Source organism: Thauera sp. WH-1 (assembly GCF_047806685.1).
GTDB lineage: Bacteria > Pseudomonadota > Gammaproteobacteria > Burkholderiales > Rhodocyclaceae > Thauera.
The window spans coordinates 406313-421674 of record NZ_JBLQGP010000001.1 but is presented as its reverse complement, the minus strand read 5'-3'; the positions used below and the strand labels follow the sequence as shown (position 1 = coordinate 421674).

Here is a 15362-nt window from a genome sequence, read left to right as displayed (position 1 = left end):
TCGGTCGTCCTTCCTCAGCACACCGCCGGACCGGCCCACCAGCCGCTCATCAGGCCCTCGGGGCGCTGCGGGGCGCTCACCCGCGCGCTGCTCTCCCAGGCCTCCATCTGCACGTCGAGACCGGCGAACACGCCATAGCCGGCACCGGCGCGGATGGCCTCGCCCGCATTCAGACTCTCGCCGGCACGGATCGCCCCGGCGGCACCGATCACCTTGCCGGCCTTGATGCCCCAGCCGGCTTCCAGGTGCATGCCGACCTCGATCGAGCCGCCCGCGGCGATGCCCTGGCCGGCGCGCAGGCTGTGCGCCACGCGGATGTCGCCACCCACCTGCAGGCCCTTGGCGCAGCGCACGCCTTCCTCGCCCTCGAGATCGAGCCCGACGCAGGCATTGCCGGCGATGCGCACGCGGCCGGCGCAGCGCAGGTCCCAGCCGGTGCGCACCTCACCGTCGCAGCGCAGCTCGCCGGCGCACTCCACGCCCCAGCCTGCGCGCAGGTCGCCCCCGACGCGCAGCCCGGCCTCGGCGCGGATGCTGCCCTCGACCCGCAGGTCGGCGCCGATGCGCAGCTCGCCGCCGGCGCACACGCCGGCGCCGGCATGCAGCGAGCGCCCGACGCGCACGACGCCTTCCACATCGACGCTGCCGCGCACCTCCAGCGTGCCGGCGAACACGATCGCCTCGGCCTCGATCGCGTCGAGCACCCGTACCTCGTCGGTGGGACCGAACTGCTCCAGCAGCCAGCAGGCGTCGCCGACGCGGCCGGCCGCGACCATCTCGTCGAGCATGGCCTGATAATTGCCACCGTCGCCGAACTGGCGGACGAACCAGCGGAATCCGTCGGTGCAGGGCCGCTTCGCCCTGACGAAACTACGTGTGAGAACCATTGCATCACCCTCGTGCATCGCATGGCCGCGCCATGGCGCGGCATCCTGGGAGGCAGCCGACGGGAGATGTCGATGACCGGGGTGGCCCGGATGGACCGGGGCCTGACCGCCTGGGCGGTCTGGGAGCGGGGGACTGGACAGGGACCCGCAGCGGCTGCACGTTGATCGGGAGGCGCGTCATGCGCATCCCGGGCAAGGTGCCGTGCGGGGGTGGGGCTTAGCCCCGGTACTGGCCCCGCACGGCCTGGGAAAGCACGGCGGGAGACCCTGTGACCTTGAACGCGAGCTGGGTCGCGAGATCGCGCAGCGGCGACATCATGCTGCGCGCGCGCACGCGGCCACCTGCGCGCAGTGGAGCGCGGCAGCGGGCGAAGCGGTGATGGGCAGGCATGGTCATCGGGCAGGCAATCGGTGTGTGAGCGCGTATTGTAGGCCAGGACACGCGGCGTGTCCCGTGCCGCGTGGGCGGCCGCATGACCGACACCACGGCCTGGCTTGATGCGACGTGCGTCAGACGTTGAACAGGAAGTTCAGCACGTCGCCGTCCTTGACCACGTACTCCTTGCCCTCGGCGCGCATCTTGCCCGCTTCCTTGGCGCCGGCCTCGCCCTTGAACTGGATGAAGTCGTCGAAGGCGATGGTCTGGGCGCGGATGAAGCCGCGCTCGAAGTCGGTGTGGATCACGCCGGCCGCCTGCGGGGCGGTGTCGCCGACGTGGATGGTCCATGCGCGCACTTCCTTGACGCCGGCGGTGAAGTAGGTCTGCAGGCCGAGCAGCTTGTAGCCGGCGCGGATCAGGCGGTCGAGGCCGGGTTCCTCGAGGCCCATGGTCTCGAGGAATTCCTTCTTGTCGGCGTCCTCGAGGTCGGCGATCTCGGCCTCGATTGCGGCGCACAGTGCGACCACCTCGGCCCCTTCGGCAGCGGCGTGTGCGCGCACCGCGTCCAGCTGCGGGTTGTTGTCGAAGCCGTCCTCGGCGACGTTGGCCGCGTAGAGCACCGGCTTGGCGGTGATCAGGCAGAAGGGCTTCAGCGCGGCCCATTCTTCCTTGGCGAGCTCGAGCGCGCGCACCGGCTTGCCCTGGTCGAGCTGGGCGAAGCACTTCTCGAGCACGGCGACCAGGATCTTGGCCTCCTTGTCACCCGAGGCGGCGGGGCGCTTGTAGCGGTTGATCGCCTTCTCGACGGTGGCCATGTCGGCGAGCGCCAGTTCGGTGTCGATGACCTCGATGTCGCGGATCGGATCGACGCTGCCGGAGACGTGGATCACGTTGTCGTCGGCGAAGCAGCGCACGACGTGCACGATGGCGTCGGTCTCGCGGATGTTGGCGAGGAACTGGTTGCCCAGGCCTTCGCCCTTGGAGGCGCCGGCGACCAGGCCGGCGATGTCGACGAACTCGACGATGGCAGGCTGGATCTTCTGCGGCTTGACGATCTCGGCGAGCTGGGCGAGGCGCAGGTCCGGCACCTCGACGATGCCGACGTTGGGCTCGATGGTGCAGAAGGGGTAGTTCTCGGCCTGGATGCCGGCCTTGGTGAGGGCGTTGAACAGGGTCGACTTGCCGACGTTGGGCAGTCCGACGATTCCGCATTTCAGGCTCATGTGAATCCTTGATCGTTCCGGCGGCAGCGCGGCCGCGTCGCGGCTACGGGCTTGATCCGGTGTGGAAAACCCGGGATTGTACCGTGTCGCGGGGTGGTCCTCCAAAGGCCGGCGGGGCGCGGGCGGGGTGTGGGGGTTGAGGGGGCAGCGTGGCTCTTGCTGCGCGCCTGGCCTACAATCGCCCGTCCTGCTTTTGGCCAAAAACAGACAAGGGGAGACGGGGATGAGCATGAGCTGGATCGAGGCGATCGATGCCCGCAGCGCGGCCGCGCTGGCGTCGGGGGCGCTGGTGCCGGTGCAGGCCGAGGAGGTCGAGATCGAGGACGCGGGCATGCGCTTCATCGTGCGCTGGGTGTCCTCGCTGGCGGCCAAGGATGCGAGCAAGGCGGCGGCCAAGGCCGAGGCAGGCGAGGGCGCCAGGGACGACAAGACGGTGGCCATCCCCGGCGGTCCGCGCGACCCGAACTTCAACCCCTTCCTCAATCCCGACTCCGAGCTCACCGTCGGGCCGGTGGGGGCCGAGCACGTCGCGATCCTGAACAAGTTTCCGCTGTGCGAGCGGCACCTGGTGCTGGCGCGGCGGGCGTTCGCCGAGCAGCTCACGCCGCTGGCGCACAGCGACTTCGCCGCGCTCGCCGTGCTGATGGGCGCGGCGGGCGGGATCGGACTCTACAACGGCGGCACCGCCGCGGGCGCCAGCCAGCGCCACAAGCACGTGCAGTGGATGCCCGAGGCCGCCGGCAACGCCAGCCTGCGCCTGTTCGCCCCCGGGCTGCCGGCCGGCCTGGCGGAGCAGGGCGTGGCGACGCATCCGGCGCTGCCAATGCGGCACTGCTTCGTGCGCGTGCGCTGCGGTCGGGGCGAGCCAGTGGCCGCGGCGGCCGACAGCCTGCTGGCGGGCTTCGAGCGTGCCTGCGCCGAGCTTGGCCTGCGCCCGGGCGAGGATGGCCTGCTGCCGCCCTTCAACCTGCTCGCGGGCGAGGGCTGGTTGCTGGCGATTCCGCGCAGCCGGGAGCATTTCGAAGGCATCTCGATGAGCGCAGTGTGCTTCGGCGGCACGCTGTACACCCGCCATCCGGAGCAGATCGACGCGATCCGCGCGGTCGGCCCGCTGCGCGCGCTGGCTGCAGTCGGCTACTGAGCGGGCTCAGGCGCCCGAGCCGTCCCCTGCGGGCGGCTCGCCGTCGCCGACCGGCGCAGCCGGCCCGCGGGGCTTCGGCGGCTTCGGGGGCTTGGGTGGCGCGGGGCGGGCGTTGAGCCGGGTGGCGGCGGCGTTGAGCTCGCCGCGCTGGATCTGCGGCCAGACCGCGAGCGCCTTGTCGATGGCCTCGTCGATCAGTTGCTGCTCCTCGCGGCGTGCAGGCTTGAGCACGAAATTGACCACCTCGTTGCGGTCGCCGGGATGGCCGATGCCGATCCGCAGGCGCCAGTAGTCGTTGCTGCCGAGGTGGGCGGAGGTGTCCTTGAGGCCGTTGTGGCCGCCGAGGCCGCCGCCGAACTTGAGGCGCAGCTGGCCGGGCGGGATGTCGAGCTCGTCATGCACGACGAGGATCTCGGCCGGCTCGATGCGGTAGAAGCGCGCCAGCGCACCCACCGCCTGGCCGGAGCGGTTCATGTAGGTCTGTGGCATCAGCAGCCACATGCCGGCCTCGCGCGCGTTGGCGACCAGGCCGTGAAAGCGGGATTCGTGCGCGAAGCGTGCGCCGAACTCGTCGGCGAGCCGCTCACAAAACCAAAACCCGGCGTTGTGCCGGGTTTCAGCGTATTCGGCCCCCGGATTGCCGAGGCCGACGATCAGACGAGGCGGGCGCGTGGGCGCAGTGCTCATCGAGGGTCGGTCTCAGGCATCCGGGCGGCGGAAGGGGCTCAGGCCGCTTCGCCTTCGCCCTCGCCTTCGGCGGCAGCGCCCTTGACCAGCAGCGCGGTGGCGACGACCGGGTCGCCTTCACCGTGGGCCACCAGCTCGACGCCGGCCGGCAGCGTGATCTGCGACACGTGCACCGACTGGCCGGCTTCCAGCGCCGACAGGTCGACGGTGATGAACTCGGGCAGGTCCTTCGGCAGGCACTGGACGTCGATTTCGTTGATGGTGTGCGAGATCATGCAGCCACCGAGCTTGACCGCCGGGCTGACGTCGTCGCCGACGAAGTGCAGCGGCACCTTCAGGTGCATCTTCTGGTCGGCGGCGACACGCTGGAAGTCGATGTGAAGCACTTGCTGCTTGAACGGGTGCCACTGGGTGTCGCGCAGCACCACGGATTCCTTGCTGCCGTCGACGTCGATGCTCAGCACGGAGGCGTGGAAGGCCTCCTTGCGCAGCAGGTGGTAGAGCTCGTTGTGGTCCATGGTGACCGGCAGGGCGTCGCCCGCACCGCCGTAGATGATCCCCGGGACGTGGCCGGCGCGACGCAGGCGGCGGCTCGCACCCGTACCCTGCGCGTCACGCTTGGTGGCCTTGAATTCGATTTGCATGGTGTTGCTCCTGAGTGAAATGTCCTCGCCCGCGACCAGGCGAAGACGGTAAGAGCCCGCGCGGCACGTGGCCGCAGGGGCGAAAGCCTCATTCCATGAACAGCGAGGAGACCGACTCCTCGTTGCTGATGCGCAGGATGGTGTCGGCCAGCAGCGAGGCGACCGAAACCTGGCGGATGCGCGAGCTGGCCTTGGCGTCCTCGCGCAGCGGGATGGTGTCGGTGACGACCAGCTCGTCGAGCGCCGAGTCGTTGATGCGCGACACCGCCGCGCCCGACAGCACGGCGTGTGTGCAGTAGGACAGCACGCGCTTGGCGCCGTGTTCCTTGAGCGCGGCGGCCGCCTTGCACAGCGTGCCAGCGGTGTCGACGATGTCGTCCATGATCACGCAGGTGCGGCCCTCGACCTCGCCAATGATGTTCATCACCTCGGACACGTTGGCCTTGGGGCGGCGCTTGTCGATGATCGCCAGGTCGCATTCCATACGCTTGGCGAAGGCGCGCGCCCGCACCACGCCGCCGACGTCGGGCGAGACCACCAGCAAGTCGTCGTACTTCTGCTTGTCGAGGTCGGCGAGCAGGACCGGTGCGGCATAGACGTTATCGACCGCGATGTCGAAGAAGCCCTGGATCTGGTCGGCGTGCAGGTCCATCGTCAGCAGGCGCTGGACGCCGACCGCCTGCAGCATGTTGGCGACGACCTTGGCCGTGATCGGCACGCGCGCCGAACGCGGGCGGCGGTCCTGGCGGGCGTAGCCGAAGTAGGGGATGGCGGCGGTGATGCGGCCGGCGGAGGCGCGCTTCAAGGCGTCGACCAGCACCAGCAGTTCCATGAGATTGTCGTTGGTCGGCGAGCAGGTCGGCTGCAGCACGAAGACGTCCTTGCCGCGCACGTTCTCGAGCAGCTCGACGTTGACTTCGCCGTCCGAGAAGCGGCCGACGGTGGCCGAACCGAGGGAGATACCCAGACGTCGCGTCACGTCGGCGCCAAGCTTGGGGTTGGCGTTGCCGGTGAAGACCATCAGGCTGCCGTGGGGCATTTTCAGCTACTCCGAAGCCGTAAGAAACGACGTGCGAATAAATGTCGTCGCGCAAAACGACTCGGGCAGGCTCGTGGCCTGCCCGTCGTTGTATGGCTGGGGAGGAAGGATTCGAACCCTCGAATGCCGGAATCAAAATCCGGTGCCTTAACCGACTTGGCGACTCCCCAAGAAACCTGTTTCGCCGGCGACGCGGATCGTTCGACGAAGCGGGCGCTATTGTAACCACTCGTAAAGCGGATGGCGAGTCAGACTGCGCACTTTCCAGGCTTTCCAGCGTGGCGGACAATTTTTCGCGATGCGGTCGGCCTCGACTTCCGAGGGGGCTTCCGCAAACACGCAGGCACCCGAGCCTGTCATCATGGCTGGCGCCGAGGCGCTCAGCCAATCGATCGCGCGCTGCACTTCGGGATAACGGCCGCACGCAACAGGCTGCAGGTCGTTTCGCGTAGTGCTTGCTGCGAAGTCCGCCATTTTGATCGGGGCGGTATTTCGCGTCAAGTCCTTCGCCGAAAAAATTTCGCCGGTCGGCACCGACACGCCCGGCGACAGCACGACGTACCAGGCCGGCGCCAGCGCCAGCGGCTGCAAGGCTTCGCCCACGCCTTCGGCGAAGGCGTCCTGGCCGAACACGAAGACCGGCACGTCGGCGCCGAGCTGAAGGCCGAGCGCCTGCAGCTCGGCACGCGACAGGCCGGTGCCCCACAGGCGGTTGAGGGCGATCAGCGTGGTTGCGGCATCCGAGCTGCCGCCGCCCAGGCCGCCACCCATCGGCAGCACCTTGTACAAGCTGATGTCCGCGCCCAGCGGGCAGCCGGTGTGTGCCTGCAGCAGCCTTGCGGCGCGCACGACGAGGTCCTCGTCCTCGGCGACGCCGGTCACCGCGTTCGTGCGTCTGATGCGGCCATCGGTGCGAAGGGCGAAGTCGAGCGTGTCGCCCCAGTCGAGCAGCCGGAATGCCGTCTGCAGCAGGTGATAGCCATCCGCGCGACGGCCGACCACGTGCAGGAAGAGGTTGAGCTTGGCCGGTGCCGGACAGGCGAAGAGGCGCGTCGGATCGTCGCCCAGCGGCGGCGGCAGGGTGCTCAGGGCAGCGGCGTCCATGAATCGATCACGAGGCGAAGGCGGGCGTCACCGCGGGAGATGTCGAGGCGCGCAGGGAGGGCTTGCGGTGAGTCGTCCGCGTAGTGCTGGTAGTCGATGCGCCAGCCGTGATCGACCAACAGCGCTGGGCGGCCGCGCGCGTCGCGCAGCCTCACCTCGGCGCTGGCGTCGGGCGCGGCTTGGACCCACAGCGCGAGGCGGGCCACCGGCACCTCGATGCCGAGCACCTGGGGCAGCAGCAGGTCGGCGCTGGCCGCCTCGAGGCGTCGGCCGTCCGCGCTCACGAGGCGGGCGCCGCCGGCGTCGCTGTCGAGTTGCGCGGCGATCTGGCCGAGCGGGGTGATCAGGGTCAGGCTGTCGGCGCCGGGCGTGTGCTGCCACTCGACGCGGCCGGTCGCCGCCTGCTCGCCGTCACTGGCCGACAGCCGGCCCTCGAGCACGAAGGCGGGCAGCGCGCGGCGACTTGCGGCGGCGATGTCGCCCTTGGGCGGCCGTGGCGCACAGGCGGCCAGCACGCAGCATGCGCCGGCAGCCACAAGCAGGCTGCGCCGGCGCAGGCTGCGGGCGCCGGCCGAAGCGGGCAGCGGGCTCATCGGACTCCCAGGCGCTGCGCGGTTTCGTTCAGCAGGCGATTGTCCGGGTGGGCGCTGAGGGCCTCGTCGAGGATGCGGCGGGCATCGTCCTCGCGCGCGAGCGTCCACAGCACCTCGCCCAGGTGGGCGGCGATCTCGGCATCCTTGCGGATGGCGTAGGCGCGCTCCAGATGCTCGAGTGCGGCGCTGCTGTCGCCCCGGCGGAAGCGCACCCAACCCATGCTGTCGAGGATGAAGGGGTCATCGGGCGCCAGCTCGAGCGCGCGCTCGATCAGATGCTGTGCCTCATCGAGACGCAGGCTGCGATCGGCCAGCGAATAGCCGAGCGCGTTGTAGGCGTGGGCGTGGTCGGGCTTGAGCGCGATGATGCGGCGCAGCCGGGTCTCCATCAGGTCGATGCGGTCCAGGCGCTCGGCGAGCATGGCCGACTCGTAGAGCAGATCGGTGTCGTCCGGGGTTTCGCGCAATGCATCGTCCAGCACCAGCAGGGCTTCGCCGGACCGATCGGCATCGCGCAGGATCTGGGCCTCGGCCAGGATGTAGCGACGGGTCACCTGGGGCTCGTCGGCCTCGCCTTGCAGCAGCGTGCGCGCCTCGTCGATGCGGCCCTCGCGCGCCAGGCTCTGGGCGCTGCGGATGGTGGCCTCGGGACGGTGGTTCTCGTCGCCGACTTCGGCAAACCACTTGCGCGCCGCCTCGCCCTCGCCGCGACTGTCGGCGATCTGGCCGAGGTGCAGGCGGATGAGGTCGGCCTGCGGATGGCCGGCGCCCAGCGCACGCAGGAAGTGCGTCTCGGCCTCGGCAAGCTCGTCGAGTTGCAGCGACAGCAGGCCGACGGCGTAGAGCAGTTCGGCGTCGTCCGGGCTGCCGACGAGCAGATGACGGAACTCGGTGCGTGCGTCGACAAAGCGTTGTGCGCCGACCAGGGCCCGGGCATAGGCCTGGCGCAGCGTCCTGTTGTCGGGCGAGCGCGTGACCTCGGCTTCGAGCTGACGCAAGGCTTCGGCGCCCGCGCCGGCGTGCTGCAGGATCTGTGCCTTCAGCAGCACCCCCGGTTCCCAGCCGGGACGCAGCTCGAGCGCCCGATCGACGGCGGCGAGCGCTTCCATCGGGTCTTCGGTGATCATCGCCGCCTGGGCGCGGGCGATGTGCGCTTCGGGCACGTCGAGATAGGGCTCGGTCAGGCGGTGCACGATGCTCTTGGTCGCCTGCTTGTCCGGCACCCGGGCCAGCGCACGGTTGAGCCCGAGCAGGTTCTGCGGCAGGCGGCCGTTGGATTGGGCCAGCACGCGGGCGAGTTGGATCTGGATCGCGTCGAGATCGACATCGCCGGACTCGCCGGCACCAGCGATGCTGCCGAGCACGCGGCGGGCCTCTTCAGAGTTCGGCGCGACCTCGGTCCAGATTCGCGCCGCCTCGGTGGCGATCTGCAGGTTGCGCGAATACATCGCGATCTCGGTGGCGCGGCGCGCAATCCGCGGATCGCGCGTGGCGCGCGCGAGCTCGAGGTAGAGCTGGGCCGAGAGCCCGATCTGGCCGCGCGCGCCGGCGATCTCGGCGAGCAGGAACTGGTAGAGCGTGCGCGGGGTCAGCTCCTGCGCCGGGAACGCGCCAGCGGCGACGTCGCCGTTGGCGGCAAGGGCGCTCCCGCCCGTGCCCAGCGCAAGGGCAAGGCAGACGGAACGGGCGAGACGAGTGAGCTGATTCTTCATGAGCAGGGTCCGACGGACTTCGGTGAGGTGCGCTGGGAATACGCCCCCCGGTGTGCCGGCCGGGCGCGCTGTCGCAACTTGGAGGGCTGATCTAGAATTCGGTTCGCGTCATGGTATGCAGATCGGCGCCATGGCTGCAAGCCGGCCACCCGGCGCGGGCCGGCAGTCGGCTCGGCCTTTCCTGTTTCCGTTCTCGTCCTCCTGTCCGTCCGCCGCGCGATGCCCGAACTCCCCGAAGTCGAAACCACCCGCCGGGGCATTCGGCCGCATGTCGAGGGCCGGCGCCTGTCGGCCCTGGTCGTGCGCAACCCGAGGCTGCGCCAGCCGGTGCCCGAGGACTTGGCCGCGACGATCGCCGGCCAGCGTTTGGCGGCAGTGGGGCGGCGGGCGAAGTATCTCTTGCTCGACTTCGATGCCGGCACGGTGATCGTGCATCTGGGCATGTCGGGCAGCCTGCGCGTCGTGGCCGCCGAGGAGCCGCCCGGGGCACACGATCACGTCGATTTCGTGTTCGGCGAGCAGGCGCTGCGGCTGCGCGACCCGCGCCGTTTCGGCATGGTGCTGTGGCAGGCTGGAGCGGTGACGGCTCACCCCCTGCTCGCGCGGCTGGGGCCGGAGCCGCTCGACGAGGCCTTCGATGCCGCCTGGCTGCACCGCGTCACACGCGGACTGCGGGCACCGATCAAGCATGTGCTGATGGATAGCCGGCGCGTGGTCGGAGTCGGCAATATCTACGCCTCCGAGAGTCTTTATCGTGCCCGCATCCATCCGCTGGAGGCCGCCGGCCGGCTCGGGCCGCAGCGTTGCACCCGACTGGTGGCGGCGGTGCGCGACACCCTGACTGCGGCGATTGCCGCCGGCGGCAGCACGCTGCGCGACTTTGTCGGTGGTGACGGCCAGCCGGGCTACTTCCAGCAGCAGTACTTCGTCTACGGGCGCGAGGGCGAGCCTTGTCGCGTGTGCGCAACGCCGATTCAGCGCATCGTCAGCGGCCAGCGCGCCACCTACTATTGTCCGCGCTGCCAGCGACGACGCTGAGTGCCGACCGGGCGCACGCCGCGGTCGGCTCGCGGCGTGCAATTTGGCATGGAAACGGGCTGCTTTCGCCGCTATTGTCCACCGGACGGCGGGCTCCGCGTGGGCCGTCCGCTTGTCGCCCCGTCAACGCGTCTGCAATGAGCCAGCCGATGAGCAATCTGACCGAACAGTTTTCTGCCTACAGCCGCTGGCGCGGCAATGCCGGCGAGGCGGTGACGCGGCTACGCAGCTGGCTGTCACGCAACGAGGTGGGCGATGCCCAGTCCGACCTGCGCCTCCACTACCTGCTCGAGCGCCTGCGTGACGACAAGCTGACGGTCGCCTTCGTCGCCGAGTTCTCGCGCGGCAAGTCCGAGCTGATCAACGCGATCTTCTTCGCCGACCATGGCGACCGCATCCTGCCGTCGAGCGCCGGGCGCACCACGATGTGCCCGACCGAGCTGCAGTGGTCGCGCGGCGCGCGGCCCGAGCTGCGGCTGCTGCCGATCCACACGCGGGCGCGGCAGAGTCCGGTCAGCGAGTTCAAGCGCTACCCCGAGGAATGGCAGGTGGTGGCGCTCGAGGCGGTCGATGCCGCCAGCCTGCAGGCGGCGCTGGCGCGCGTGGGCGAGACCCTGCGGGTCGACGAGGCCGAGGCGCGGGCATTGGGCTTCGAGGTCGATCCGAGCGGCGAGGACGGCATCAAGTCGGGCGCCGACGGCCGGGTCGAGATTCCCGCCTGGCGCCATGCGCTGATCCAATTCCCGCATCCGCTGCTCGAGCAGGGCCTGGTCGTGCTCGACACACCCGGCCTCAACGCGATCGGCGCCGAGCCCGAGCTGACGCTGTCGATGCTGCCCAACGCCCACGCGGTGCTGTTCATCCTGGCCGCGGACACCGGCGTCACGCAGAGCGACCTTGCCGTCTGGCGCAACTACGTGCAGGGCGGCGGCGGGCGCCAGCGCGGGCGCCTGGTGGTGCTGAACAAGATCGACGGCCTGTGGGACGGCCTGCGCGACGCAGCGCGCATCGAGACCGAGATCGCCCGCCAGGTCGAATCGGTGGCCGAGACGTTGGGCGTCGAGCGCGAGGCGGTGTTCCCGGTGTCGGCGCAGAAGGGGCTGGTGGCGCGCATCCAGGGCGACGCCGCACTGCTCGAACGCAGCCGCATCACCGCGCTCGAGCGCGCCCTGAGCGAGGACCTGCTGCCCACCAAGCAGGACATCGTGCGCGAGGACCTGCTCGCCGAGACGCGCGAGGTGGTGGGTGCGACGCGCGGCCTGCTGGAGGCCCGGCTGGGCGGACTTCGCGAGCAGCTGCAGGAACTCACCGACCTGCGCGGCAAGAACCAGAGCGTCATCGAATACATGATGCGCAAGATCCGCAGCGAGAAGGAGGAGTTCGAGCAGGGACTGCAGAAGTACTACGCGGTGCGCTCGGTGTTCTCCAACCTCACCAACAGCCTGCTCGCCCACATGGGGCTGGATGCGCTGCGCGACGAGACCCGGCGCACGCGCGAGGCGATGCTCGAGTCGACCTTCACCCGCGGCCTGCGCGAAGCGATGCAGGGCTTCTTCAAGAACCTGCGCGCCAACCTCGAGCGCTCGACCACCGAGATCACCGAGATCACGCGCATGCTCGAGACCATGTACAAGCGCTTCAGCGTCGAGCACGGGCTCAAGCTGACCCCGCCCGAGGGTTTCTCGACGCTGCGCTACGAGAAGGAAATCGATCGCCTCGAGGCGGCCTTCAATCGCCAGATCAACACCGCGCTGACCCTGGTCACGACCGAAAAACACACCCTCACGCAGAAGTTCTTCGAGACCGTGGCGGTGCAGGCCCGCCGCACCTTCGAGGTCGCCAACCGCGATGTCGAGCAGTGGCTGCGCGCGGTGATGTCGCCGCTCGAGACCCAGGTGCGCGAATACCAGATCCAGCTCAAGCGCCGGCTCGAGAGCGTGAAACGCATCCACGAGGCCACCGACACGCTCGAGAACCGGGTCGAGGAGCTCAAACAGGGCGAAGAGGCGGTACTGGCGCTGATCGCCGAGCTCGAGGTCCTCGAGCGGGGCATCGCCGATGCCCTCGGCGTCAGCGACGAAGGGGCTGGCGCTGCGGGCGCCGCGCTCGAAGCCGGGCGCGCGGTGGCCTGAGCTGCGATGCGCTAGCGCCGCGGGTGGGCGCGCGAGGCCACACTGAAGGACAGACGGGCGAGCCTGGCGGCCCGCCCGTCCTGTGACTGCTAGCCGCGAAAGCTCACGCCTTGCCGGTCAGCTTGAGGAACTTCTCCATCAGCTGGTCCTTGCTTTCCTTGTGGTTCGGGTCGAGCGGGATACAGTCGACCGGGCACACCTGCTGGCATTGCGGCTCGTCGAAGTGGCCGACGCACTCGGTGCACTTGTTGGGGTCGATCTCGTAGATCTCGTCACCTTGCGAGATTGCGCCGTTGGGGCATTCCGGTTCGCAGACGTCGCAGTTGATGCACTCGTCGGTAATGATCAGAGCCATGGTCTTTGCTTCCTTGCTTTCACTTTGAGTTCAATTTTTCCCGCAGCCGTGCGAGCACCTGGGGCTGCACGAACTTGCTCACATCGCCGCCGAGGCGGGCGATCTCACGCACCATGGTGGCCGAGATGAACATGTACTCCTCGGCCGGGGTCAGGAACACCGTCTCGACGTCCGGATAGAGCTTGCGGTTCATCCCCGCCATCTGGAATTCGTATTCGAAGTCGGACACCGCGCGCAGGCCGCGCAGGATCACGCGCGCGTTCTGCTGCAGCAGAAAATCCATCAGCAGGCAGTCGAAGCCGACCACCGTCACGCCGGGAAAGGCCGCGACCGCCGAGCGCGCGATGTCGACCCGCTCCTCGAGCGAGAAGATGGGGTTCTTGCTGTTGCTCTTGGCCACCGCCACCACGACGCGGTCGAACAGGATCGACGCCCGCCGCACGAGGTCCTCGTGACCCCGGGTGAACGGGTCGAACGTTCCCGGATAGACCGCAATCGTTTCCTTCATGCCTCGCTCCCACGCATCAGATGGAAATGAACCTGCCCGGCGTGACCCTGTTTGACGGTGTGCCAGTGGCCCAGGCGCATCACGGCCGCCTCGGCTTCGACGTAGAGCCAGCCATCGGGCTGCAGGATCCGGTCCAGCCAGGGTTCTACGCGCTCGATCCAGCCCTGCTTGTAAGGGGGGTCGAGAAACACGCCGTCGAACTGCCGCGGTGTGGTTTGCGCGAATCTTACCGCATCGCCGCGCACGATCTCTACTTGCGAAGCCTGTAGGGTCTTTGCCGTCTTGTGCAGTGCATCGAAGGCACGCGGGTCGCGTTCGACCAGCACCACCCCTGCGGCGCCGCGCGAGGCGGCCTCGAAGCCGAGGATGCCGGTGCCGGCAAAGAGGTCGAGGCAGTGCTGGCCGTCGAGGTCCTGCCCCAGCCAGTTGAACAGCGTCTCGCGCACGCGGTCGGGCGTGGGGCGCAGGCCCTGGACATGGGCGACGTCGAGCAGGCGCGAGCGCCACTGCCCGCCGACGATGCGCACCCGGCTCAATTGCCGCCGTCCGCGGCGTCGGCCGCCGGGCTCGATCCGTTGGTGGTGCGATCGCCGTCGCCACCCGCAATCACGGTGATGAGCTGATCGGGGCGGATGCGGCGCTGCCAGGCCTCGCGCACCGCCTCGAGGCTGACCTGCGCGACCTGCGCGGGGTAGGTGTCGAGCCAGTCCAGGGCGAGGCCGTAGAAACCGATCATGGCGACGTGGTCGAGCAGCTTGGCGTTGGAGTCCAGGCGCAGCCCGAAGCCGTTGATGAGGTTGTCCTTGGCCGCCTGCAGTTCCTCGGCGCTCGGGCCCTCGGCGAGAAAGGCGTTCAGTGTGTCGCGCACCACGGCGAGCGCCGCCTCGGTCTGGCTGCCGCGTGTCTGCAGCCCGATCTGGAAGGGGCCGGCCACCTGCTGCGGCGACAGGAAGCTGTAGACGCTGTAGGCGAAGCCGCGCTGCTCGCGCACCTCGCGCGTCAGGCGCGACACGAAGCCGCCGCCGCCGAGCACGTAGTTGCCCACCAGCAGCGGGAAGTAGTCGACGTCCTCGCGCGCCATGCCGGGCTGGCCGACGAGGATGTGGGCCTGGGCCGAGGGGTGGGGGATGTGGAAGGTCTGGGCGCGCGTGGTCGCGGGCGGCGGCGGCGGGGTGGCCGCCTCGGTCTGCGGCAGAGCTTCGGTGAGGCGGATGGCGATGCGCTCGGCGGTGGCGCGGTCGACATCGCCGACGATCGCGACCGCGGCGCGATTGGCGCCGTAATGGCGGCGATGAAAGTCGGCGAGATCATCGCGGCTGATCAGTGCGAGCGACTCCGGGCTGGTGTTGTTGCCGTAGGGGTGGCCCGCATACAGCGTGGCGTTGAAGTGGCGCGCGGCGAGCGTGCCCGGCTTGGTCAGGGCCTCGCGCAGACCGGCGATCGCGCGTGCGCGCTCGCGCTCGAGGACGTCGGCGGGAAAGCTCGGCCGCGCCAGCAGGGTGGCCACGAGCTCCACCGCGGCGTCGAGCTCGGCGCTGGAGGACAGGCTGCGCAGCGACAGGCTGGCACGGTCGTTGTCGGCACCGCCACGCACCTGGGCACCGAGATCGGCCTTGCGGTCGGCGATGGTCTGCTCGTCCAGATCGCCGGCGCCGGCATCGAGCAGGGCCTGGGTCATGCTCGCCAGTCCGGCCTTGTCGGCCGGGTCGAGCGCGGTGCCGGCGGCAAAGCTGACCTGGATGTCGACCAGCGGCAGGGCGCGGCTCTCGACGAAGTGCACCCGCGCGCCGGTCGGCGCCATCCAGTGCTGGATCTGCGGGCCGGCCAGCGCCGGCGAAGCAAGGCCGAGCAGGCCGGCGAGGGTCAGGGCGGGGAGGATCGGTGGGCGAATCGAAGTGATCATGGCTGAAGGGGTGTCCC

General features: G+C 69.6%; 15 protein-coding genes and 1 tRNA gene. 3 read left to right on the top strand and 13 right to left on the bottom strand.

Going from position 1 to position 15362, the window contains the following annotated elements; genetic code table 11:
* Positions 1–14: 14 nt before the first annotated feature.
* Complete coding sequence (locus ACMV5O_RS02040) at positions 15–887, bottom strand: hypothetical protein (protein ID WP_416161895.1); 873 nt, start codon at positions 885–887, stop codon at positions 15–17.
* A gap of 510 nt (positions 888–1397) precedes the next feature.
* On the bottom strand, positions 1398–2489 hold the full coding sequence (gene ychF / locus ACMV5O_RS02035; RefSeq protein ID WP_416161894.1) for a redox-regulated ATPase YchF: 1092 nt from the start codon (positions 2487–2489) through the stop codon (positions 1398–1400).
* A 223-nt stretch (positions 2490–2712) separates the two neighbouring features.
* Between ychF and ACMV5O_RS02030 the strand changes: the two genes are divergently transcribed.
* Positions 2713–3630, top strand: a complete 918-nt coding sequence (locus ACMV5O_RS02030; protein ID WP_416161893.1) for an ATP adenylyltransferase family protein — start codon at positions 2713–2715, stop codon at positions 3628–3630.
* Positions 3631–3636: 6 nt separating this feature from the next.
* Here the strand turns inward: ACMV5O_RS02030 and pth are convergent, their stop codons facing one another.
* From pth to ACMV5O_RS01995, 7 genes are all read right to left on the bottom strand, one after another.
* Entirely contained in the window at positions 3637–4317 is a 681-nt protein-coding gene (gene pth / locus ACMV5O_RS02025; RefSeq protein ID WP_416161892.1) for an aminoacyl-tRNA hydrolase, read from the bottom strand.
* Positions 4318–4355: 38 nt separating this feature from the next.
* Positions 4356–4961: a 50S ribosomal protein L25/general stress protein Ctc gene (locus ACMV5O_RS02020; RefSeq protein WP_416161891.1), complete on the bottom strand. Its 606-nt coding sequence runs from the start codon at positions 4959–4961 to the stop codon at positions 4356–4358.
* Positions 4962–5049: 88 nt separating this feature from the next.
* Positions 5050–6000 carry a ribose-phosphate pyrophosphokinase gene (locus ACMV5O_RS02015; RefSeq protein ID WP_324541767.1) on the bottom strand — a complete coding sequence of 317 codons (951 nt, stop codon included), beginning with the start codon at positions 5998–6000 and terminating at the stop codon, positions 5050–5052.
* Between the two features lie 93 nt (positions 6001–6093).
* A tRNA-Gln gene (locus tag ACMV5O_RS02010) sits at positions 6094–6170 on the bottom strand.
* A 46-nt stretch (positions 6171–6216) separates the two neighbouring features.
* Entirely contained in the window at positions 6217–7104 is an 888-nt protein-coding gene (gene ispE / locus ACMV5O_RS02005) for a 4-(cytidine 5'-diphospho)-2-C-methyl-D-erythritol kinase (RefSeq protein WP_416161890.1), read from the bottom strand.
* Positions 7086–7697 carry a lipoprotein insertase outer membrane protein LolB gene (gene lolB, locus ACMV5O_RS02000; RefSeq protein ID WP_416161889.1) on the bottom strand — a complete coding sequence of 204 codons (612 nt, stop codon included), beginning with the start codon at positions 7695–7697 and terminating at the stop codon, positions 7086–7088. Before lolB ends, ispE begins: the two co-directional genes overlap by 19 nt.
* Entirely contained in the window at positions 7694–9409 is a 1716-nt protein-coding gene (locus ACMV5O_RS01995; RefSeq protein WP_416161888.1) for a tetratricopeptide repeat protein, read from the bottom strand. The genes lolB and ACMV5O_RS01995 overlap by 4 nt, the downstream gene beginning before the upstream one ends.
* A gap of 219 nt (positions 9410–9628) precedes the next feature.
* On the opposite strand from ACMV5O_RS01995, the gene mutM reads away from it, so the two are divergent.
* Positions 9629–10447, top strand: coding sequence for a bifunctional DNA-formamidopyrimidine glycosylase/DNA-(apurinic or apyrimidinic site) lyase (gene mutM, locus ACMV5O_RS01990; protein WP_416161887.1), 819 nt, complete (start codon positions 9629–9631; stop codon positions 10445–10447).
* 149 nt (positions 10448–10596) lie between these two features.
* Positions 10597–12579 carry a dynamin family protein gene (locus ACMV5O_RS01985; RefSeq protein ID WP_416161886.1) on the top strand — a complete coding sequence of 661 codons (1983 nt, stop codon included), beginning with the start codon at positions 10597–10599 and terminating at the stop codon, positions 12577–12579.
* 103 nt (positions 12580–12682) lie between these two features.
* On the opposite strand, the gene ACMV5O_RS01980 is transcribed toward ACMV5O_RS01985, so the two are convergent.
* From ACMV5O_RS01980 to ACMV5O_RS01965, 4 genes are read right to left on the bottom strand one after another with little or no spacing between them, the layout of a single operon-like run.
* The gene (locus tag ACMV5O_RS01980) at positions 12683–12934 is read right to left on the bottom strand and encodes a YfhL family 4Fe-4S dicluster ferredoxin (protein ID WP_324542069.1); all 252 of its coding nucleotides are present in this window, start codon (positions 12932–12934) and stop codon (positions 12683–12685) included.
* A 19-nt stretch (positions 12935–12953) separates the two neighbouring features.
* A complete protein-coding gene (gene coaD, locus ACMV5O_RS01975; protein ID WP_324542071.1) occupies positions 12954–13442 on the bottom strand; it encodes a pantetheine-phosphate adenylyltransferase in 489 nt (162 codons plus the stop codon).
* Positions 13439–13978, bottom strand: coding sequence for a 16S rRNA (guanine(966)-N(2))-methyltransferase RsmD (gene rsmD, locus ACMV5O_RS01970; protein ID WP_416161885.1), 540 nt, complete (start codon positions 13976–13978; stop codon positions 13439–13441). Before rsmD ends, coaD begins: the two co-directional genes overlap by 4 nt.
* On the bottom strand, positions 13975–15345 hold the full coding sequence (locus tag ACMV5O_RS01965; protein ID WP_416161884.1) for a M16 family metallopeptidase: 1371 nt from the start codon (positions 15343–15345) through the stop codon (positions 13975–13977). Before ACMV5O_RS01965 ends, rsmD begins: the two co-directional genes overlap by 4 nt.
* Between the last annotated feature and the right edge of the window lie 17 nt (positions 15346–15362).

Coding starts and splice junctions, on each gene's coding strand:
- ACMV5O_RS02030 (WP_416161893.1), top strand. CDS start 2,713: ATGAGCATGAGCTGGATCGAGGCGATCGATGCCCGCAGCGCGGCCGCG.
- lolB (WP_416161889.1), bottom strand. CDS start 7,697: ATGAGCCCGCTGCCCGCTTCGGCCGGCGCCCGCAGCCTGCGCCGGCGC.
- ACMV5O_RS01965 (WP_416161884.1), bottom strand. CDS start 15,345: ATGATCACTTCGATTCGCCCACCGATCCTCCCCGCCCTGACCCTCGCC.
- ACMV5O_RS02020 (WP_416161891.1), bottom strand. CDS start 4,961: ATGCAAATCGAATTCAAGGCCACCAAGCGTGACGCGCAGGGTACGGGT.
- ACMV5O_RS01985 (WP_416161886.1), top strand. CDS start 10,597: ATGAGCAATCTGACCGAACAGTTTTCTGCCTACAGCCGCTGGCGCGGC.
- mutM (WP_416161887.1), top strand. CDS start 9,629: ATGCCCGAACTCCCCGAAGTCGAAACCACCCGCCGGGGCATTCGGCCG.
- ACMV5O_RS02040 (WP_416161895.1), bottom strand. CDS start 887: ATGGTTCTCACACGTAGTTTCGTCAGGGCGAAGCGGCCCTGCACCGAC.
- ACMV5O_RS02015 (WP_324541767.1), bottom strand. CDS start 6,000: ATGCCCCACGGCAGCCTGATGGTCTTCACCGGCAACGCCAACCCCAAG.
- coaD (WP_324542071.1), bottom strand. CDS start 13,442: ATGAAGGAAACGATTGCGGTCTATCCGGGAACGTTCGACCCGTTCACC.
- ispE (WP_416161890.1), bottom strand. CDS start 7,104: ATGGACGCCGCTGCCCTGAGCACCCTGCCGCCGCCGCTGGGCGACGAT.
- ACMV5O_RS01980 (WP_324542069.1), bottom strand. CDS start 12,934: ATGGCTCTGATCATTACCGACGAGTGCATCAACTGCGACGTCTGCGAA.
- ACMV5O_RS01995 (WP_416161888.1), bottom strand. CDS start 9,409: ATGAAGAATCAGCTCACTCGTCTCGCCCGTTCCGTCTGCCTTGCCCTT.
- ychF (WP_416161894.1), bottom strand. CDS start 2,489: ATGAGCCTGAAATGCGGAATCGTCGGACTGCCCAACGTCGGCAAGTCG.
- pth (WP_416161892.1), bottom strand. CDS start 4,317: ATGAGCACTGCGCCCACGCGCCCGCCTCGTCTGATCGTCGGCCTCGGC.